This window comes from Vibrio sp. 10N.239.312.D08 (assembly GCF_041466145.1).
GTDB lineage: Bacteria > Pseudomonadota > Gammaproteobacteria > Enterobacterales > Vibrionaceae > Vibrio > Vibrio crassostreae_C.
Window position 1 is genome coordinate 53,085 of record NZ_JBFSSD010000016.1, and the last position, 19,026, is coordinate 72,110.

At 45.0% G+C, this 19,026-nt stretch carries 16 protein-coding genes; 10 read left to right on the top strand and 6 right to left on the bottom strand.

Features of this window, described 5'->3' with window-relative positions; all coding sequences use genetic code 11:
- Positions 1–160 precede the first annotated feature (160 nt).
- Together norR and AB6D58_RS10790 are read left to right on the top strand one after the other, a co-directional pair.
- On the top strand, positions 161–1,753 hold the full coding sequence (norR, locus tag AB6D58_RS10785) for a nitric oxide reductase transcriptional regulator NorR (RefSeq protein WP_017062637.1): 1,593 nt from the start codon (positions 161–163) through the stop codon (positions 1,751–1,753).
- An 89-nt stretch (positions 1,754–1,842) separates the two neighbouring features.
- Positions 1,843–2,202: a glutaredoxin gene (locus AB6D58_RS10790; protein ID WP_017062638.1), complete on the top strand. Its 360-nt coding sequence runs from the start codon at positions 1,843–1,845 to the stop codon at positions 2,200–2,202.
- A 109-nt stretch (positions 2,203–2,311) separates the two neighbouring features.
- Here the strand turns inward: AB6D58_RS10790 and AB6D58_RS10795 are convergent, their stop codons facing one another.
- Positions 2,312–2,947: an OmpA family protein gene (locus AB6D58_RS10795; protein WP_104216162.1), complete on the bottom strand. Its 636-nt coding sequence runs from the start codon at positions 2,945–2,947 to the stop codon at positions 2,312–2,314.
- A 258-nt stretch (positions 2,948–3,205) separates the two neighbouring features.
- Here AB6D58_RS10795 and AB6D58_RS10800 point away from each other — a divergent pair, with 258 nt between their 5' ends.
- The 6 genes from AB6D58_RS10800 to AB6D58_RS10825 all read left to right on the top strand — a co-directional run bounded on the left by AB6D58_RS10800 (position 3,206) and on the right by AB6D58_RS10825 (position 8,811).
- Complete coding sequence (locus AB6D58_RS10800; RefSeq protein WP_017062641.1) at positions 3,206–3,832, top strand: thioredoxin domain-containing protein; 627 nt, start codon at positions 3,206–3,208, stop codon at positions 3,830–3,832.
- Positions 3,833–3,908: 76 nt separating this feature from the next.
- Positions 3,909–4,382 (top strand): FKBP-type peptidyl-prolyl cis-trans isomerase, encoded by a 474-nt coding sequence (locus tag AB6D58_RS10805; protein WP_017062642.1) that lies wholly within the window; start codon positions 3,909–3,911, stop codon positions 4,380–4,382.
- 180 nt (positions 4,383–4,562) lie between these two features.
- A complete protein-coding gene (locus tag AB6D58_RS10810; protein WP_017062643.1) occupies positions 4,563–5,153 on the top strand; it encodes a TetR/AcrR family transcriptional regulator in 591 nt (196 codons plus the stop codon).
- A 143-nt stretch (positions 5,154–5,296) separates the two neighbouring features.
- Positions 5,297–6,328: an NADP-dependent oxidoreductase gene (locus AB6D58_RS10815; protein WP_372101172.1), complete on the top strand. Its 1,032-nt coding sequence runs from the start codon at positions 5,297–5,299 to the stop codon at positions 6,326–6,328.
- A 35-nt stretch (positions 6,329–6,363) separates the two neighbouring features.
- Positions 6,364–6,984 (top strand): glutathione S-transferase family protein, encoded by a 621-nt coding sequence (locus AB6D58_RS10820; RefSeq protein ID WP_017064479.1) that lies wholly within the window; start codon positions 6,364–6,366, stop codon positions 6,982–6,984.
- A 150-nt stretch (positions 6,985–7,134) separates the two neighbouring features.
- The gene (locus tag AB6D58_RS10825; RefSeq protein ID WP_372157251.1) at positions 7,135–8,811 is read left to right on the top strand and encodes a pseudouridine synthase; all 1,677 of its coding nucleotides are present in this window, start codon (positions 7,135–7,137) and stop codon (positions 8,809–8,811) included.
- 166 nt (positions 8,812–8,977) lie between these two features.
- Here the strand turns inward: AB6D58_RS10825 and AB6D58_RS10830 are convergent, their stop codons facing one another.
- The 3 genes from AB6D58_RS10830 to AB6D58_RS10840 form a co-directional block, all read right to left on the bottom strand.
- Complete coding sequence (locus AB6D58_RS10830) at positions 8,978–9,271, bottom strand: YkgJ family cysteine cluster protein (protein WP_080582263.1); 294 nt, start codon at positions 9,269–9,271, stop codon at positions 8,978–8,980.
- Between the two features lie 175 nt (positions 9,272–9,446).
- Complete coding sequence (locus AB6D58_RS10835; protein ID WP_372157253.1) at positions 9,447–10,631, bottom strand: serine hydrolase; 1,185 nt, start codon at positions 10,629–10,631, stop codon at positions 9,447–9,449.
- Positions 10,632–10,809: 178 nt separating this feature from the next.
- The gene (locus tag AB6D58_RS10840) at positions 10,810–11,397 is read right to left on the bottom strand and encodes a DUF4136 domain-containing protein (protein ID WP_372157255.1); all 588 of its coding nucleotides are present in this window, start codon (positions 11,395–11,397) and stop codon (positions 10,810–10,812) included.
- Between the two features lie 268 nt (positions 11,398–11,665).
- Here AB6D58_RS10840 and AB6D58_RS10845 point away from each other — a divergent pair, with 268 nt between their 5' ends.
- Positions 11,666–11,920, top strand: coding sequence for a YgjV family protein (locus tag AB6D58_RS10845; RefSeq protein WP_017068159.1), 255 nt, complete (start codon positions 11,666–11,668; stop codon positions 11,918–11,920).
- Positions 11,921–12,055: 135 nt separating this feature from the next.
- Here the strand turns inward: AB6D58_RS10845 and AB6D58_RS10850 are convergent, their stop codons facing one another.
- Together AB6D58_RS10850 and AB6D58_RS10855 are read right to left on the bottom strand one after the other, a co-directional pair.
- Positions 12,056–13,519 carry a diguanylate cyclase domain-containing protein gene (locus AB6D58_RS10850; RefSeq protein ID WP_372157257.1) on the bottom strand — a complete coding sequence of 488 codons (1,464 nt, stop codon included), beginning with the start codon at positions 13,517–13,519 and terminating at the stop codon, positions 12,056–12,058.
- A gap of 273 nt (positions 13,520–13,792) precedes the next feature.
- Positions 13,793–16,960, bottom strand: coding sequence for a chitinase C-terminal domain-containing protein (locus AB6D58_RS10855; protein WP_372157259.1), 3,168 nt, complete (start codon positions 16,958–16,960; stop codon positions 13,793–13,795).
- A 476-nt stretch (positions 16,961–17,436) separates the two neighbouring features.
- On the opposite strand from AB6D58_RS10855, the gene AB6D58_RS10860 reads away from it, so the two are divergent.
- A complete protein-coding gene (locus AB6D58_RS10860; RefSeq protein ID WP_372157261.1) occupies positions 17,437–19,023 on the top strand; it encodes a BCCT family transporter in 1,587 nt (528 codons plus the stop codon).
- Positions 19,024–19,026: the final 3 nt, after the last annotated feature.

Below are 19,026 nucleotides of genomic sequence, written 5' to 3' on the forward strand. Positions count from 1 at the left end.
GGCTTCTCTGTATCTTCTGCACAATCAGTGCCAACTTTATCAATCCCCGTCATTACTGGTTTTCTTCTCAAAACTCATCTTATAAAAATGTCAAAAAGACCTTTTTTTTAAGTCAATAAGACTCTATTATGTAGATAAACACACACAGTTAGAGTTTTTTATGCAAGATATCTCCGCATCTACCCTCATGGAAATGACCATTGGCCTCGCAAGTGGTGTCAACGATCAAGATCGTTTCAATCGCCTGATCGATGCCATTCGCAAAACCATAACGTGTGATTGTGTCGCGCTTTTAAGCCTTCAAGGCGACACGCTAGTACCTATCGCAATGCAAGGGCTCAGCCGAGATACGTTCGGTCGTCGCTTTATCATTTCAGAACACCCACGGTTTGAAGAGATCTGCGCGTCTCGCTCTCCTGTTCGTTTCGATGCTGACAGCTCCTTACCCGATCCTTTCGATGGTTTGCTTATTGACCATGATGGCGATTTACCAATGCATGCTTGTATGGGCTTGCCTTTGCTATTTGGCGATAAGCTCTTAGGTATTCTGACTCTAGACAGCTTGAAACCTGATGTCTTCGCGAATATTCCGGCGCGTAACCTTGAAGTACTGGCAGCTATTGCAGCCTCAACCATGCAGATGGCACTGACCTTCTCGCAACTTGAGCATCAAGCAAAACAGTCAAAGCAATTACTCGAAGAATTGAACGTAGAAGCGTGGGAACGTGACGGCGGTGAGTTGATTGGTAACAGTGACACCATGGTCGCGCTTAAGAACGACATCGCTGTTGTAGCTCCATCTGAGTTTAATATCTTGATTCATGGTGACACCGGGGTTGGTAAAGAGCTTGTGGCTCGCACCCTGCACCACCAATCTCAACGTAAACGTAACCCACTCGTCTACGTAAACTGTGCTGCAATTTCTGAAAACTTAGTAGAGAGTGAACTGTTTGGTCACGTTCGTGGCGCGTTCACTGGCGCAGACAAAAACCGCTTAGGTAAATTTGCTTTAGCCGATGGTGGCACACTGTTCCTTGATGAGATTGGTGAATTGCCTTTGGCCGCTCAAAGTAAGCTCCTACGTGCGCTGCAAAACAACGAAATCCAACCGGTTGGCCAAGACAACATTCAAACCATTGATGTTCGTGTTTTAGCTGCAACCAACCGAGACTTAAAGCAAGAAGTTGAAGACGGTCGATTCAGAGCCGATTTATACCACCGATTGAGTGTGTACCCTATCGCAGTGCCAGCTCTGAAAGACCGAGGTGACGACATCAGCTTGCTAGCAGGCTTCTTCCTAGAACAGGCACGTCGTAAACTTGGTATCAACCAAGTTAAATTCCGCTCCGACGTTCTTTCTTTCCTAAACCGTTATGGTTGGCCGGGTAACGTGCGTGAACTTGAGCATGTGATCAGTCGTTCCGCATTGAAAGCGTTAGCGCGCAGCACCAATAAAAACCTGGTGACAATCACCAAGGAAGATTGTGGTCCTCTAGACCAAGATCAGCCAATTGCGACGACTCAGGTGAAAAACACACCATTATCGACACCAACGATCGACCTTTCTGCAGGGCTACGTGGTGCAACGGACGATTTTCAACGCAGTATCATTACTGAGGTGTTGGAAGATGCCAACTTTAACTGGGCACAAGCAGGGCGAGTTCTGAAAACAGACCGAGCAAATCTGACTCGACTGTCTAAGCGTTTAGGGCTAAATGTGGCTAAGTCTCATACGATCGAACGGACAAAATAGATATTAGCGGTTTGTTGCGAGCATCTGACAAAACTTGTGTATATAATGCTGCAAATTGTAACGCTAATTTTAAATATGTAGAGAGAGTTATGAAGTTTATCCGTTGGTTTTTAGGTCGTGTCATCTTGTTATTGAATTTTGTTTTCAGCCCACGTGGTGTGAAGCGTTCTCAAGAAGAACAAAGCAAAGTAAATGAGCAAGCAAAAACGCACACGTTATACCAATTCGAAGCGTGCCCATTTTGTGTGAAGGTGCGCCGCGCGATGAAACGTCAGTCGGTTCAATTTGAACTTCGTGATGCAAAAAACAACGAGCAACACCGTGCTGAGCTTGAAGCTGGCGGCGGTCGTGTGAAAGTGCCTTGTCTACGTATCGAAAAAGACGGTAAAACTGAGTGGATGTACGAATCTTCAGATATCGTGACTTACTTAGAAAAGCAGTTTGCATAAGCAATAAAGCAACAAAAGTCAGATACAAAAAATCCCTCGAATGTGAGGGATTTTTTATGTCTGTTATTTGGCGTTAATCGCTTCAAATTGGGAGCGAAAACTCAAACGACTACTTCGCTACAATCAGCATCAATTCCACACGGCGGTTACACGCCTTGCCTTGCGCAGAAGCGTTCGTACAAGCTGGAACATACTCACCGAAGCCACGAGTATAAATAGAACGACTCGACACATAGTTACTCTCTAATCGAGCCTTCACTTCTTTTGCTCGTTGCTCTGAAAGCGGATCATTGATTCGATCTGTGCCCGTGTTATCGGTGTGCCCTTCAATCACCACATCAATATCTTGGCGCTGAGCAAGGTAGCTGCCTAGCGTATCTAGCCATTGATTATAAGCTGGCTCAGGGAATGCTGAACCTGTTTTAAAGTTCACGTGCTGCTCAAGCTTTACCATCACATGGTTGCCCGGCAACACTTCAAAATCGATACGGTTTTGTCTTAAAAAGACTTCCAGTGGATCGTTAGTCGAAACGCCACGTCCGTAGTTGGTCGTGATGGTTCTGTGTTGATGAGTGCTGCTCTGAATCGAGTAGCCACGATTACTTGCTACATGAGTCGTTTGAACCACACCCCATTCAGGATGCATCAAGTCGTAATCGGTTTGTGGTGCAGTCTCTAGCATGTCACCGCCAAGTAAGTCAGTTGGTGACGTGGCTTCACACCCAGCCAAAGCTATGCTTAACATTATCGCTAAATATCTCATTACTTCACCAACCACTCATGCAGATAAACCATTCACTAATGTCTATATCGGCACCGAGGGAAAAACTTTAGACGAAAAGAAAGCAGAACCCAAAAAAGTGCTGTTGATCACAGTTAACCGTCTACTAGCTTGTCTTCAGCCGCTAGTTCGAACTGTTTGCATTTATTTACCTTATAATTGTTTTCCAATTCGTACTAAATAGTTAGAATCTCACGACTTCTCAACGCTAGAGCAAACATTATGTTTAAACCATTTACTAAATTCATCACAGCACTCGCTGCCGTACTCATTATCGCGGGTTGTAGTGAAACAGACGAGCCACAAAAAGGCGTTCAATACGAAGCGCTTCCTACTGCTCTAACAGAATTTAACTTGTCTCCGATCACTGAAATCTTCTCTCTTAACTGTGGTCACTGCCGTCAAATGGAAAGTGCCATTCCAGAGATTGAATCTCTGACAGACCAAACTATTGGCAAGATGCACGTGACGTTCAACGAAAGCGCTCAAATCAGCGCAATGATCTACTACACAGCAGTGATGCAGCTTGATGCGACGCCTGACCACGCATTCATGGACGACCTATTTGGTGCCGTTCAAATGGGTGCAGATGCAACACCTGAGCAGCGTCAACAAGCACTAGAGACAGCGTTTACTTCTCGTGGTTTGGTTAGCCCATACCAGCTGAATAAAGAACAGCAAGTCGCTCTTTTCGACTACGTTAAGCAAGCAGAAGAGATCTCAGTAAAAGGTCAGATCAACTCAGTACCAACCTTTATCATCAACGGTAAATACCAAGTACTAACAGCAGGTCACCAAGACGTTGCTGGCATTGCAAAAACGATCAACTACCTTTTGACTCAACCATAATCACGGCTTTAGTCAACTGATTAACACATTTTGTATTAACTACGAAATTCAGCACTCAATATAAATAGGTTTTACTATGTCTAAATTTGTCATCCCGGTCATTGTCTTTCTTTTGGCGGGTTTCATGATTTACCGTACTTGGACGAATCATAAGTCTGGCGGAGAAAACTTCGAACAAGGCCAACAATTTCTAATTGAAAACGGCACTAAAGAAGGCGTGATTACGACTGAAAGCGGTCTTCAATACCTTGTTCTTGAAGAAGGTACAGGCACAGAGCACCCAACTAAGAACAGCAAAGTAACGGTTCACTACCACGGTACGCTAATCGACGGCACTGTTTTCGACAGCTCTGTTGAGCGCGGCGAGCCAATCTCATTTGCTCTTAAGCAAGTAATTAAAGGCTGGCAAGAAGGTTTGACTTACATGGTTGAAGGCCAAAAAGTTCGTCTATTTATTCCAAGCACTCTAGCTTACGGTAAAGGCGGTTCAGGCCCTATCCCACCATCATCGACTCTGATTTTTGATGTAGAACTCATCTCTATCAAATAATCGAAGTGATTGATTTAAGCCCCAACATACGCGCTATGTCGGGGCTTTTTTATATCTGAACATTTGAAGCCTCTTTAGATATTTAGCTATTTAGCTATTTAGCTACTGTAACAACGACCAAATATACCCTCGAAAACCGACCACTAGACGACTGGTCTAATTTAACTTATAGTACCGCCCATGAACGAAAAAACGAATGACACACGCCTGCATGTTTTAGATGTTGGCTACCAATTAATAGTGAACAACGGCTTTAACGGCGTTGGCTTATCGCAATTGCTTAAAGAAGCGGACGTGCCGAAAGGGTCGTTTTACCACTACTTTAAATCGAAAGAGCAATTTGGCGAGGCTCTGATCCAGCACTATTTTGAGACCTACATCAGCAGAGTTGAAACTATTTTGGTTCATGGTGAAGGCAACCATTACCAGAGAATTGTCAGTTATTTCACTCGATGGTCACAGATTGAAAACGGCACCTGCAATGCTCATAAATGCTTGGTCGTTAAACTCAGCGCGGAAGTTTCTGATCTTTCTGATCCTATGCGCCAAGCGCTATTAAAGGGTGCAGAAAAAGTGACGAATACCATCGAACAGTGCATTGTCGGCGGTATTGAAGATGGCTCCATAAAGGTTGAAGAGAGCCAAGAAGCAGCTCAGAACCTATACTCAATGTGGTTAGGCGCCAGCTTATTGAGCAAGCTGAGCCAAAGCTCACATAGCTTACAGTCAGCTTTGAGCCTTACCGAACGAATTTTAAAAGGTGAAAGCTAATAACGCGCAGCGCGCTTTATTGGCTTTAACTTAAAAAAATCACCCGCCCTCTTATCAATTTGATGACGGCGGGATTTTTAGACAACAAGACTAGACGACTGGTCTAATTCTAAATGTATAAAATACACAATTAAGGACATCCAATGACTCAACAAGACAATCGCCGAATCGTATTGGCTTCTCGCCCAGTTGGCGCACCGACTCAAGACAACTTCCGTTTAGAGACAGTAGCTGCGCCAAGCATCAAAGACGGCGAGATGTTACTTCGCTCAGTTTACCTTTCTCTAGACCCATACATGCGTGGTCGTATGAGCGATGCTAAATCTTACGCAGATCCCGTTACGATTGATGAAGTGATGGTAGGCGCAACCGTATGTCAGGTTGAAGAATCAAACCACGCTGATTACGAAATTGGCGAGTGGGTACTGGCTTACACAGGTTGGCAAGATCTTGGTGTGTCTAACGGTGAAGGCCTTATCAAACTAGGTAAAGAACCAACGCACCCTTCTTACGCGCTTGGCATCATGGGTATGCCTGGTTTTACTGCTTACATGGGCTTGCTTGATATCGGCCAACCTAAAGAAGGCGACACGCTAGTCGTTGCAGCAGCAACAGGTGCTGTAGGCGCAACCGTTGGACAAATCGGCAAACTAAAAGGCTGTCGTGTTATCGGCGTTGCAGGCGGTCAAGAGAAGTGTCAGTACGCGAAAGAGATTCTTGGCTTTGATGAATGCATCGACCACAAAGCTGACGACTTCGCGGAGCAATTGGCTAAAGCGTGTGACAACGGCATCGACGTTTACTTTGAAAACGTTGGCGGCAAGGTATTCGATGCAGTAATGCCTCTGCTTAACACAGGTGCTCGTATTCCTGTGTGTGGCCTTATCTCTCAATACAATGCGACTTCACTGCCTGAAGGACCAGATCGTATGTCTAGCCTGATGGGTATGCTGCTTGTTAAAAGAATTAAGATGCAAGGTTTCATCATCTTTGATGACTACGCACACCGTTACAACGAATTTGCTGTTCAAATGACAGAGTGGTTGTCTCAAGGCAAGATGCACTATCGTGAGCACCTGGTTGAAGGTCTAGAAAATGCGCCACAAGCATTCATGGGCCTATTGGAAGGTCAGAACTTCGGTAAGCTTGTTATCAAAACGAACGAAGCTAAATAAATTCAATAAACTGAACCCGTTAACTAGGTAGAATCATGATTACTTTGCATCACCTGAATAAGTCGCGCTCAAAGCGCATCATCTGGCTATTGGAAGAGCTTGGGGTAGATTACCAAATCAAACCCTACCAACGAGACAGTGTCACTTTTCTTGCACCACCAGAACTCAAATCCATTCACCCATTGGGTAAATCTCCTGTCATTGAAGACGATGGCGTCGTGATCACTGAATCTGGTGCTATCACGGAATACCTAATCGACAAATACGGTCAGGGTAAGTTCGCACCTACACGCGGCACCGCAAACTACGTTGAGTATTCGCAATGGCTTCACTTCGCTGAGAGTTCAGGTATTTTGCCAATGCTGCTTAAGATCTTTGTAATGAAGGACGGCTGTGAAACTAACTTCCTAGGCGGTTATGCAGACGATGAAAACCAAAAGATCCTCACTTACGTGAATAATGCACTTGAAGGTAAAACCTACTTGGTTGCAGACACACTAACAGGTGCAGATTTTATGATGTCGTTCATCGTAGAAATCGTGGGTAACTTTGGTGCAACTGCGCTTTACCCTAACATCGCTAAATACGGTGAACTTTTAAAGAGCCACCCTGCTTACCAAAAAGCTGAGCAAGTAGAGCTAGAACACTCGAACTGATCGAGTTTCACTCAAACACGTGCTTGCTAGAGTAAACACAAGAAACTAAATGAAGCCAAAGCCGATTTATCTTCTGCTTTGGCTTCTCATTTGTCTTCATTTCGACAACAATACCGAACTCTAACTGAACAGCCATAGAGTTTGATCTTAATGCCAACAAACCTCGCTCAATACACACCTCTGCACCTAGCAAACACGAATGTCGATTTAGCGCTACCGACTCGTTTTACGTTTCCGTATTACTATACCCCGCACCCTGTGTGTGAATTCGCTATGCTGCAGCTTCAGCAATCACTTGTCGACTGTGGTGTGAATGAAACCTCGCAAGGTAATCTCTACGCTGTTCTTCTTGTTCAGAATCCAACCACACAAGGGTTAGGTTACCTTTCTGCGTTTTCAGGTTTGCAGTTAGATCCGTCTTTGGCCTCTCAGTTAAACAACATTAACTTTGTTCTACCAGCCTTCGATTCAGAACAGTTTCAATCTCAAAACAGTGCGAACCTTGCTCGACAATTGCAGCTCTCGGACGACATTGAAAAGCTGCAACAGTCGCACAATCTAGACACATTATTGGCCGAGCTTGAAGAGTTAACAGTCGAATCAGCACAAGCTATCGAAGCCTTTCAGTTGGCGATGACCGTGAATAAAGCTCAACGTAACGAACTCAGAGAGCAAGCCAATCAAGAAAAGGCATTGGGGAATCTAGAGTCAGCGGCGAATTTGCTCAAACAACTGGGCAATCAAAGTAGCCAAGAGAAACGCGACCTAAAAGCGCTTCGTATCGAATGGAAACAAAAGATCGCAGAACGCCAATCACAAGTTGATTTGATCGAAAGCGAACTGAAAAACCGTAAGCAAGACCACCAAGCCATTTCAGAACAGTTAGAAACTCAACGTCTCTCTCACTATCGCTTTATCGATCAAGCTCTCGAATCAAAGAGCCTACTTGAATTGTTAGATGACAAAGACGCTCTTGAAGGCTCTGGCGACTGTTGCCTGCCCAAGCTGCTTAACTTTGCTTTTGAACACGGGTTTAAGCCATTAGCTTTGTCTGAGTTTTGGTGGGGATTACCGCCTACAGATATCATTCGACAACACGCAAACCTCTACCCGGTTTGTCAGAGTAAAAGCTTTGAGATCCTCGACCACCAGCTAACTCATATTGAATTAGAAGATAATCCGCTTATCGTGAACCCTGCGGTTGGTAAGTCGTTTGATATTGTCTATGAAGACGATGAAATCGTAGTCGTCAATAAGCCAGAAGAGTTCTTGTCGGTTCCCGGTAAGTTCATCGAAGATTCAGTTTATACCCGCATAAAAGCGCGTTACCCGGATGCGACTGGTCCTTTGATTATCCATAGGTTGGATATGTCGACGTCAGGTTTGTTGATCTTGGCGCTCACGGCGGAATCAAACAAGCATATTCAGAAGCAGTTCATTAATAGAACCGTAGAGAAACGCTACACCGCTTTGTTAGATGGCGAGATAACGGGCGAATCTGGCAATATCAGCCTTCCTTTGCGCGGCGACATCACGGACAGACCAAGACAACTGGTTTGTCACCAACACGGCCGAAATGCAGAGACCCATTGGCAAGTGGTTAGCACTCACAATGGCAAAGCCAAGGTTCACTTGTACCCTAAAACAGGGCGAACCCACCAGCTGCGAGTGCACTGTGCTCATCCATTAGGGCTTGGTGTACCTATTCGTGGTGACGACTTATACGGATACAAACGCGAGCGCTTACACCTGCACGCTGGCTACTTAAAGTTGATTCACCCGACAACCGGTGAATGGATGGAGTTTGAAGTGCCTTCCGAGTTCTAAACTCTAACTTATCGAGCTAAGACTCTTATCTCACTCAATATTTGATCTCATAAAACGCATCAAGGTTCTACAACTGCTTAAGGTATAGAACCCTGATATTTAATTTTAATGTGATTATCACAGTTCATTAGCGTACTTTAGTTACTGAGTTCAATACTGCAGACGCCTAGCCCATCACATCTTTGCGCTGGTCAACACATTCGAAAGAGCCCATTTCGAACTCGCGACAGATCCATGGTCGGTTTTCGTAGATAGTACACATCAGTGTTTCTCTATCTACCGCAGAACACCAGCCGTCGTCTAAGCGCTTCATGGTTTCACCGCCCCATTCATCATAAGCGATGTGCTCTTCAGGTACGCCCGTATCTGTGATGATCATAACCTCTAAACGACAACAGCATGCCTGACAATTTGCACAGGTTACTTCGGGTTCGGTTACGTTCTTTATATCTATCGTCATAAGTGACTACACTGCTAAATTTTGCGTATAGTAATCGAAACCGCCCGCTACGGCTAATAAAGATAGTGCGGCGCGGCGTTTTCATTGATGTAGAAATAACAAAGGGCGCTGTGATTCACTCACAACACCCATAATATTTCGACTTTTCAGCGCGGCTTATCGCCACAGGCTCTATTTAGAACAGGCTCGCGAAGAACAGCTTAACGTAGTCTATTAAACGTTTGAACAAACCGCCCTGTTCAACCGCTTCAAGCGCGATCAAAGGCTGAGTTTGAACATCTTCGCCATCAACGGTGTAATGAACCACACCTAGAGTTTGACCTTCTGCAATTGGCGCTTTCAGTTCAGAGTTAAGCTCGATAGATGCAGTCAGCTTTTTACTGTCTGACTTAGGCAACGTAATGAACGTGTCTTCTGCCACACCTAATTTCAATGTGTCTTGCTCACCAAACCATACCTTCTCTTCAGCCACTTGTTCGCCGCCTTTATGCGGGTTTAGTGTATCGAAGAAACGGAAACCGTAGCTCAACAGCTGTTTGCTGTCTGATTCACGGCTCTTAACGCTTGATGCGCCCATCACAACCGCGATAAGTCTCATCTCACCTTGTGTCGCTGAACTCGCCAAACTGTAGCCAGCACCAGAGGTGTAGCCCGTTTTCATGCCATCAACGGTTAAGCTTCTATCACGCAACAAGCCATTACGGTTATGTTGAGTGATGCCGTTGTAACTGAAAGAGCGTTCGCTGTATAAGCCATACACATCCGGTAAATCACGAATAATGGCACGACCGAGTAACGCGATATCGTAAGGAGTCGAATAGAGGTCGTCTGCATCCAAACCATGTGCATTGGCAAAATGGGTGTTTTCTAGCTTCAGAGAGGTAGCCCAAGAGTTCATCAGGTCAACGAATGCATCTTGTGAGCCTGCAACATGCTCTGCAATCGCAACGCTAGCATCATTACCGGATTGAATAATCAAGCCACGATAAAGATCCATCATTGCTACATCGGTGTTTACTTCGATGAACATTTTTGAAGAGTCTGGGAAGTTCTTCGCCCACGCGTTCTCACTGATTCGTACCTGATCATCAGCAGAGATGTTGCCTCGCTTCATCTCTTGACCTGCCACATAACTGGTCATCAGTTTGGTCAAGCTTGCTGGGTTTAACTTCGTATGTGCGTTTTTTTCTACCAGCACATCACCAGAATTAAAATCAATTAACACATACCCTTTTGCGCCTAGGCTAGGTGGGCTTGGTACTATAGAAGGTGCTGCGATAGCTGCATTACTTACCATCGCGGCGTTACTTACAATGAATATACTTAATAGAGGGAGAGAGTATTTGGAAAACAGTTTCATTGAATCAAACCTAAGTTAACGTTTTGAGCAGTATAGACAAATGCTAGCAAAAGAAGCGCGAACTTTACGTTGCTTTACGTATTTGTACCATTCGTTACAAATAAAAAAGTATAATCTGCGATCTGACCATATTTTCCACAACTAATATTTACTCCACGAATGCACTCAACGCCTAATGCTATCGCTCAGGCATGCGTCTAAATAACATTTCAACAAAGCCAGTAATACGCTGTTTGCTCTCGCTTGGCTCTAAATCAGGTTGGATGCCAGACTGTGCTAATGCTTGCCATTGTACGACCTCTGAGTTAGGTACGAAAAACGCAATGTACAACGACCCTTTCTCCGCGACTTTACCTTCACCATCGTAAAATGGCACACCAGTAGATAGCTTAATCGCATCGAAGATAGACTCATCGTGCAGTTCCGATTCTTCCGCTAATCCAAAGCCTACAACAACATCACCGACACCATCCTGCTTTAACTGATAACCTTTACTTGAGAGCTGTTCTTGAATCGAATCACGCACTAAATCGGTTACCACGGTTTCATCGTATTTTTGAGAAAGGTAAACCTTTTCTGACTCAGGGTGCCAGGAGTACGTCATCACGCCGTGTTTCATGAAACCAAAGTCACCGCTAGTGACCACACCATAATTGTGCGTTGGCGGCATTTCTTGTGTGGTACATGCTGTCATTCCAATCGCTATCAAAGCCAATAACACTGCTTTTTTTATGCTTTTTGTTGCACAAATGGATCGTTTTATCATTCGAGGCTTCCTTACCTATATAAGAATAACTATCAATTCAACCTCCAACATAAATAGTAATTATGTTAATAGAAAGGTCATTAAACGTTTGCGTAATCGCTAACCTTCACCTCTGTCTGTTTTGGGGGTTTAATCACAAAAATAGAGTTGGTATAGTTCTCCCCGTTAAACAAAACCAGACCATTCGAGGCACGGAGCTTCCTCAATCATCTCATGAAGAGAAGAATTGGTACCGACAAAGTATCGGCAAATTTAAGAGGGTCAAACAATGGAATTCAATATGGTTGAAATTTTAGGTTACGCTGCGTCTATTATGGTCGCAATTTCATTAACAATGAAAGATATCGTTCGTCTGCGTGTCCTTAACTTTATTGGCTGTGCACTCTTCACAGCATACGGCATCATGATTGACGCATGGCCAGTTGCAGCCACCAACGGCTTTATCGCTTGTGTAAACATCTACTTCCTTGCAAAAATGCAAAAGGAAAAAAAAACGGAAGCGATGAAAGCAGCGAAAGCTTAAATTAACGATTAGCCTTTCAAATAATTCTGAAAAAGCCCAAATAGAGCGATCTATTTGGGCTTTTTTGTGTTTGTCGTTCTCAAGAGCTCGATTTGTGTGAACAAAACTTTTCAATTCAATGAGGCTTTCAACCGATCATATGTAAGCAACGTGATATTCGTTCTCTCGATACGCTTGAGTGTTGTTACGTCCACTCTCTTTTGCTTGATAAAGCGCTTTGTCGGCTTTATCGATAGCGGTTTCAATGTCAGTCAGTGCTTGAGCATGGCAACAACCAGCGCTGATTGTTACTGGCGACACTAAGCCTTGAAGTTGCTCAACACATAACCGTAACGCCTCTGATAATTCGAATAACTCATGTTCATCACAATCAAACGTCACCAAAATAAACTCTTCACCGCCATAGCGTGCAATCAAACGACGACGGTTAACAAATCTCTTCAGTGATTTTGCGACCTCACAGATAACCCTATCGCCTTGAGCATGACCATATTGATCGTTCACCCGCTTGAAATGGTCAATATCCAGCAAAATGACGCCGACATTCGTTATCGGATAAGGTGACTTCTGAGTAATTTTCAGTTTTAGCTGCTCGATAAAACTCCGTCGACTAGGAAGCCCAGTAAGGTAATCGAGGCTAGCCACATCTAAGAGCTTTAAGTGACGATGTCGCAAATAAAGCACCAGAACAACAATGATACTCAGTAGACTAACAACCAACGTCATCAAACTTGCCAACAACAAGCTGTGGTTTTTGTTGAGCTCTTGTTCTAAGACACCAGCAGAAATGACCCAATTCAGATACGGATAAAACTTGTAGAAGATGTTTTTACTCGTCGTGCCATCTGCCGTAGAGATAGAGTAACTAAAGTGACCTTCAGGTTCATCGACGACTTTATCGATAAGCAACTCTGAAGAGTCATCAATCAAGGTTTTTAAGTGCTCGTGTTCAAAGTTAGGCTGAAGGACTAACGTGCCCTGTAAATCAACGATATATACATAGCCACTATCGCCATACGAGTACTTTCTCAGTTTGTCTTTAAGTGCTTCGAGATCAACCAGATACATCAGTTCATCTTTATAAGTGGTCGCCACTAATGTATTGCCACTCGGTAGCCTCACTGAATACGCGACCTTCGCACGCTTGCCAACTTCATGTGGATTGGCGTGCGAGTATTGGGTCATTCCAGACTGTAAGCTCAGTTGTTGTTGAATATGGGTTAAATGCGCGCGATTTTTCCCTTGTAAAAACGGGTGATATAGATGAATACCTTGTGGTGACATCAGGTAGATATAACCAGACTCTCCAATCACCAATTCGTTGGCAATTCGAATGACTTCTTCAACTTCTTGTTCTGGAGAGACACGCAGTGCGTGAGAGGCGACGGTATCAGTCACACCTTTTAGATAGGTTTTGATCGCTTCGTTGACTGTGGTGTCTACGATGTCGTAACTCGCGTTCACAATAGTACGAAAGAAGAATTGGTTGGAATCTAATAATGATTCTTTCGTCCGGTTGAATTGAACAGCAGAGAGGATCAGAGAAACTACGGCCAGCACAATTGAGAAACTAAGAATGTATTTACGTCTGACTTTCAAGATTACCCCATAGCTTTCTAATTTTAGGTAACGCTATTTTTTGTTATAGGCAGACTGTTTTATATCATACTTATCTTTTTTACTGAACGAGTGTCGATATTCTGAGAGGTTTCTATACGCAATCTGTGACTTATAGCAAAAACGCCGAACTGGATTCAGTTCGGCGTTTTAATTTTACGCTTCAGTCATGTATTTAAATCAAACTAAGGTATTGATAAATAAACTTAAAATCATTCTCATTCGTTATCTATGAATACATAATCTAGCGTTAGATTAAGAACAAACCTGAGTCCAGCTACCATCACTGCCCGGTTCAGAACTTGTCCACCAGTTTGCTTGGTAAATACTGCCGTTGTGAACCACTTGGTCACCTGTGTTTGCATGGCTTGGATTACCTGCCCAATCTTTCTGAGGTAAGTCTGGGTAAACCGCTAAACCTGCCGTATCACATGTACCTGGATTGGTGCCACCATCGCCAGGGTTACCGCCACCTGAACTGATATCACCTAATGGTAGATCTGGCTGCTCGAAGCTAAACGCGTAATCAACGCCACCGACATTCACCGCGTAGTTAGCAGGGCCAGAAATTGGCAAGTAATACACCATGTCTAACTCATACACACCGCCAGCAGGAAGCTCTTCCCATGTCGGCAACGTAAACGCCACTCGGTGCATGGTTCCATCTAGTCCACCGATGTTATCCGCGCGAGTATGACCTGAAGCAATCACGGTCAAACCACCACCCGATTGATCTTTCGCGTTATCAGGTGCAGATACTGGGATATCGAATTGGAACTCAGTTCCACCCGGAAGAGCTTGCCCTGTGTTGTTCGTGAACGTGATCTTAGGGTTGATTGGGTAGTTTTGGTCACCGACTTTGAAGCCACCAACCGATACCGCGATATCTAGCGCTTCTGTTGGAATAGCACCCGTCGCTACTTTGTTTCCATATGGTGTTGCAGACTTAAACTTATCGTAGATAGCTTTCGTCATGGTGTTACCCATGTGGAACTCACCGTTACCGCTGTTACACGCTTGCTCAGTCGTATCGATAGAGCTTCGGTTGCCATTCGCATCGAGAACATAACAGTTATAATCCCCTGCTAGTTCCCAGAACATAATGCCGCCGATCTCTTTGTCGATAACGTAGTCCGCTTTCACGTCGATAGACTGTTTATCTTCTGTTGAAAGGAATACGCCCTTCTCTGCGTTCCACAACCAAGGGGCAACCGCCACACTGTCGTAGTTTCTCGTGTAAGTGCCCGTTAGAACATCTGAAGGATCATTCACAGGATCAAGCTTGTAAGCTTCAGCGTAAGAGCCCCAAATACCCTTCTCTAGGTTCTTCGCGTGCCACATAGGGTTAGAACCCGCGCCCATTTCGTTACCTTTTGGATCGGTATCGTGCCACATGTTGTCGATACCAATAGCGCCATGGCCACAGTTGTTTTTCTCGCCTTCACCCGTACCCGCTGAACATTCAGATTGGTTTGGCAGTGCTGCTCGGCCCCAAAGACCATTCTCACCACCCGTTACGCCTTGCCAACCACGAGTGTAGTAAGGCACACCGATGTTAATACGGCCTGCTGGCATAGAACCACGGAAGTAATGGTAAGCCCAATCCGTGTTCAGATAACCAATACCACCGTAAGCCGCCGTGTCGTATACGTTCCACTGCGCTAGCTCTGAATCTTTACCCGTATCAAACAAGGCTGCGTTATGACCTACGTGATCGTTCCACGCACCGTGAAGGTCGTAAGACATGATGTTTACGTAATCGAGGTACTTGGTTACATCGAATGTTTCCATACCGCGTAATAGGTAACCAGAAGAAGGCGCTGCGATCGTTAACATGTAGTGATTGCCATCTTGCGCAGACGCCGCATCGAGCTTCTCACGTAGCACTTTCATCAACACTTGGTACGACGCCCACAGGTATTGACGACGCGGCTCCATGAAGTCTTTGTCGTATGGGTTACCTGCGCCAGCCATAGAAGTTGGGTATTCGTAATCGATATCTAGACCATCGAACTGGTACTTACGCAGCATTTCGACCGCTGAAGTCGCGAATGTTTCGATACCTTGATGGTTGATAGAACCATCAGCATTGGTCGTCATGGTGTAGAAACCACCATCAGCCACGCGGCTGCCATCAGTCGCGAAGTGACCACCTGTTTCAGCCCAACCACCGATTGAGATTAACGTTTTCACGCCGTGTTTTTTCTTCGCTGTCGCTAATGCACCGAAGTGACCTTTGAAGCCTAATGCCGGATCAACTTCCACACCCGGCCACTCTTTACCAACCGCTGCGTTATTTGGATCGTTTACATCACCGACGTTTACTTTGCCATCTGAACCGATGCTCACGAAAGCGTAGTTAATGTGTGTGAGTTGTTCCCAAGGAATATCATTTACTAGGTAAGCAGCTTGTGGGTCATCCCCTGCACGCCAACTTGTGAAGTAACCAATGACACGACGGGGATGGTCTGCGCCCATTTTCTCACGGCCTTCATCATCGTAAATTGTACAGTAAGGAACATCGACACCTTGAGTTTGATATAAGCCATCAGGGCGACATGTGCTCACTGTTGGAGCGCCGTTCACGGTCAAAGATGCCAACGCAGAATCTGCAGTCGCACCTTGGTCGTCTGTTGCTTTCGCGTAAACCGCTAAAGAACCCGCTTGAGTTGTTGTGTAATCTAACGTGTAAGGGCTCGTTGCAGCAGTGCCCACAAGAGCACCCGCTACGTAGAAATCAACCTTATCAACCGTGCCATCGCTATCTGCTGCCGTTGCTGTCAGTGTGACTACACCACCAACATCAACAGATGTCACTGAAAGTGCAACTGAAACTGTCGGTGCTTCATTCCCTGGTTGTGCTGAATCAACAGAAACAGAAACCGCACTTGCAACACTTGCTGCGCCTTCATTATCCGTTGCAACAACAGAAACCTGATGATTACCCGACGTTGCAGCCCAAGTCGTTTCGAAAGGTGCCGCTGTGACTACCGCAACAGATGCGCCATCAACAAAGAACTCAACCGAAGCCACACTGCCATCAGAATCTAGTGCTGTTGCACTCAATACAACATTATCGCCTTCAGTAATCACGTCAGAAGCAGAGGGTGCCGTTAATGAAGCCGTTGGTACTTCATTTGGCGTACCGCCACCTCCGCCACCACTACACACATCAATCTTTTTCCATTGTGCATAGTCACCCTCAAATTGGCTCGGGTTGTTATTTTGATTCCAGTAATTCGCTGAGTACGCGCTGCCGTCATGTGAAACCTGATCACCACCGGTGTACACCGTGGCGGAATCCCACGCTTCTAACGTTGAACAATCCACAGCCGCGTAGCTGTTGAACGCCATTAAGCATGACGCGGTGAGAGTACTGAGTGTAAAAACTTTCTTGGCCACTCTTCCTTGGTTTAGGTGCATGTTAGCTGTCCCTTAAGTTATTGTTTCAAGATGCTTAATTTAAGTGTCATATTTCTCATCACTTAAATCTCTTCGCAAAACAACTGTAGGTAACAGTGCCAATTTAACACCTAAAATATTCGAAATTTATAAAATGACTCGCATTAATTTGTTTATAGCATGCAATGAGTCGACACTTATTTTGCACGAACAACTAATATTAAATTTATTTCGGTACGCTAAAAAATATCGCCTAATTCGTATCCTTAATTACAAAACTCTATTCATATCTGCTTTATTTGTTCGTTCTGAAATTTCGTTTTAAAACTAACCAAAAGGGATTGATTTCGCCGTAGAACTGATTTCTTTTCTAAATTTGCCCACTTTTTCTTAACAATTGTGGTAGTATCGCGGATTTTTTTGACGAGCCTCACATTTCCAATGCAAGTGTGGGAGAAATACATAGGCTCGAAAGAGCCAAATATAGCGAAGAAATAATGTCCAACTTGACGCAAGTCGCCAACGAAAACATCAACGCAGAATCTACTTCTATCGATTTCAATAAAGCTCAATCTTTGGGTGAAAAACTGGAACTCGGAAACCCAGTCTTTTGGCTTAGTGGCAGTTTTTTAACCCTCTTTGTCATCCTAGCCTTCACCAACACCTCCGTGTTGTCCGAACTTGTAAACATCGGCTTTAGTTATTCAACTAAGTGGTTCGGTGCTTTCTGGCAAGTCCTACTACTTCTCAACTTCATTATCGGTTTAGTGCTTGCACTAGGTCGCACCGGCCACGTTCGCTTAGGAACGCTTGCCCTACCTGAAATGACCACCTTTAAATGGATGTCTATCGTCCTATGTACGCTGCTAGCCGGCGGTGGTGTGTTCTGGGCAGCCGCAGAGCCTATCGCTCACTTTGTTTCAGCTCCGCCACTGTATGGCAACGCAGATCCTCAAGCGATGGCGTTCAATGCTCTATCACAATCTTTCATGCACTGGGGTTTCCTTGCATGGGCAATCTTAGGTGGCTTGTCTTCCATCGTGTTAATGCACCTGCATTACGACAAAGGTCTTCCTCTTAAGCCACGCACGCTGCTTTACCCAGTACTTGGCGACAAAGCAATCAATAGCTGGATTGGTAACGTAGTCGACGCATGCAGCATCGTGGCTGTAGCCGCAGGTACTATCGGCCCTATTGGCTTCCTTGGCCTACAAATCAGCTACGCGCTGAGCGAACTTTTTGGCATTTCTGACAGCTTTGCAACACAAAGTGTCGTTATTATCTTTGCTATCGCAATGTACACGCTTTCTGCTTTGAGCGGCGTGAACAAAGGTATCCAACTGGTAAGCCGTTACAACATCATCTTGTCTGTGTGTCTAATCGGCTACATCCTTCTTGTTGGCCCAACGAGCTTCATCGTTGATGGCTACCTGCAAGGTATGGGCGAAATGGTTGATAACTTCATCCCAATGGCGCTATACCGCCAAGATACAGCATGGCTAGGTGGCTGGACTGTGTTCTTCTGGGGTTGGTTCTTAGGTTATGGCCCAATGATGGCGATCTTCATTGCTCGTATCTCACGCGGCCGTACTATTCGCCAAATGATCGTTTCTATTAGCATCGTTGCACCGCTTGTAACGTGTTTCTGGTTCAGCATCGTTGGTGGTAGTGGTCTAGCGTTTGAATTAGAGAACCCAGGTGTGATTTCTAGTGCGTTCGAAGGCTTCAACCTTCCGGTGGTTCTTTTAGCAATTACCGCGCAACTGCCGTTCCCAACTCTGATTGCAATTCTGTTCCTGATCCTGACGACCACGTTCATCGTGACAACAGGTGACTCAATGACTTACACCATCAGTGTGGTAATGACGGGTACGACAGAGCCAAACGCAGCGGTACGTACTTTCTGGGGTATCATCATGGGTGCGGTAGCGATCGCACTTATCTCAATGGGTTCAGGCGGCATCTCCGCTCTACAGTCGTTCATTGTAATCACAGCGGTTCCGGTATCGTTTATCTTGCTCCCGTGTCTATGGCACGCGCCGAAGATGGCGAAGCAGATGGCAAGAGATCAAGGTATCGCTTAATAC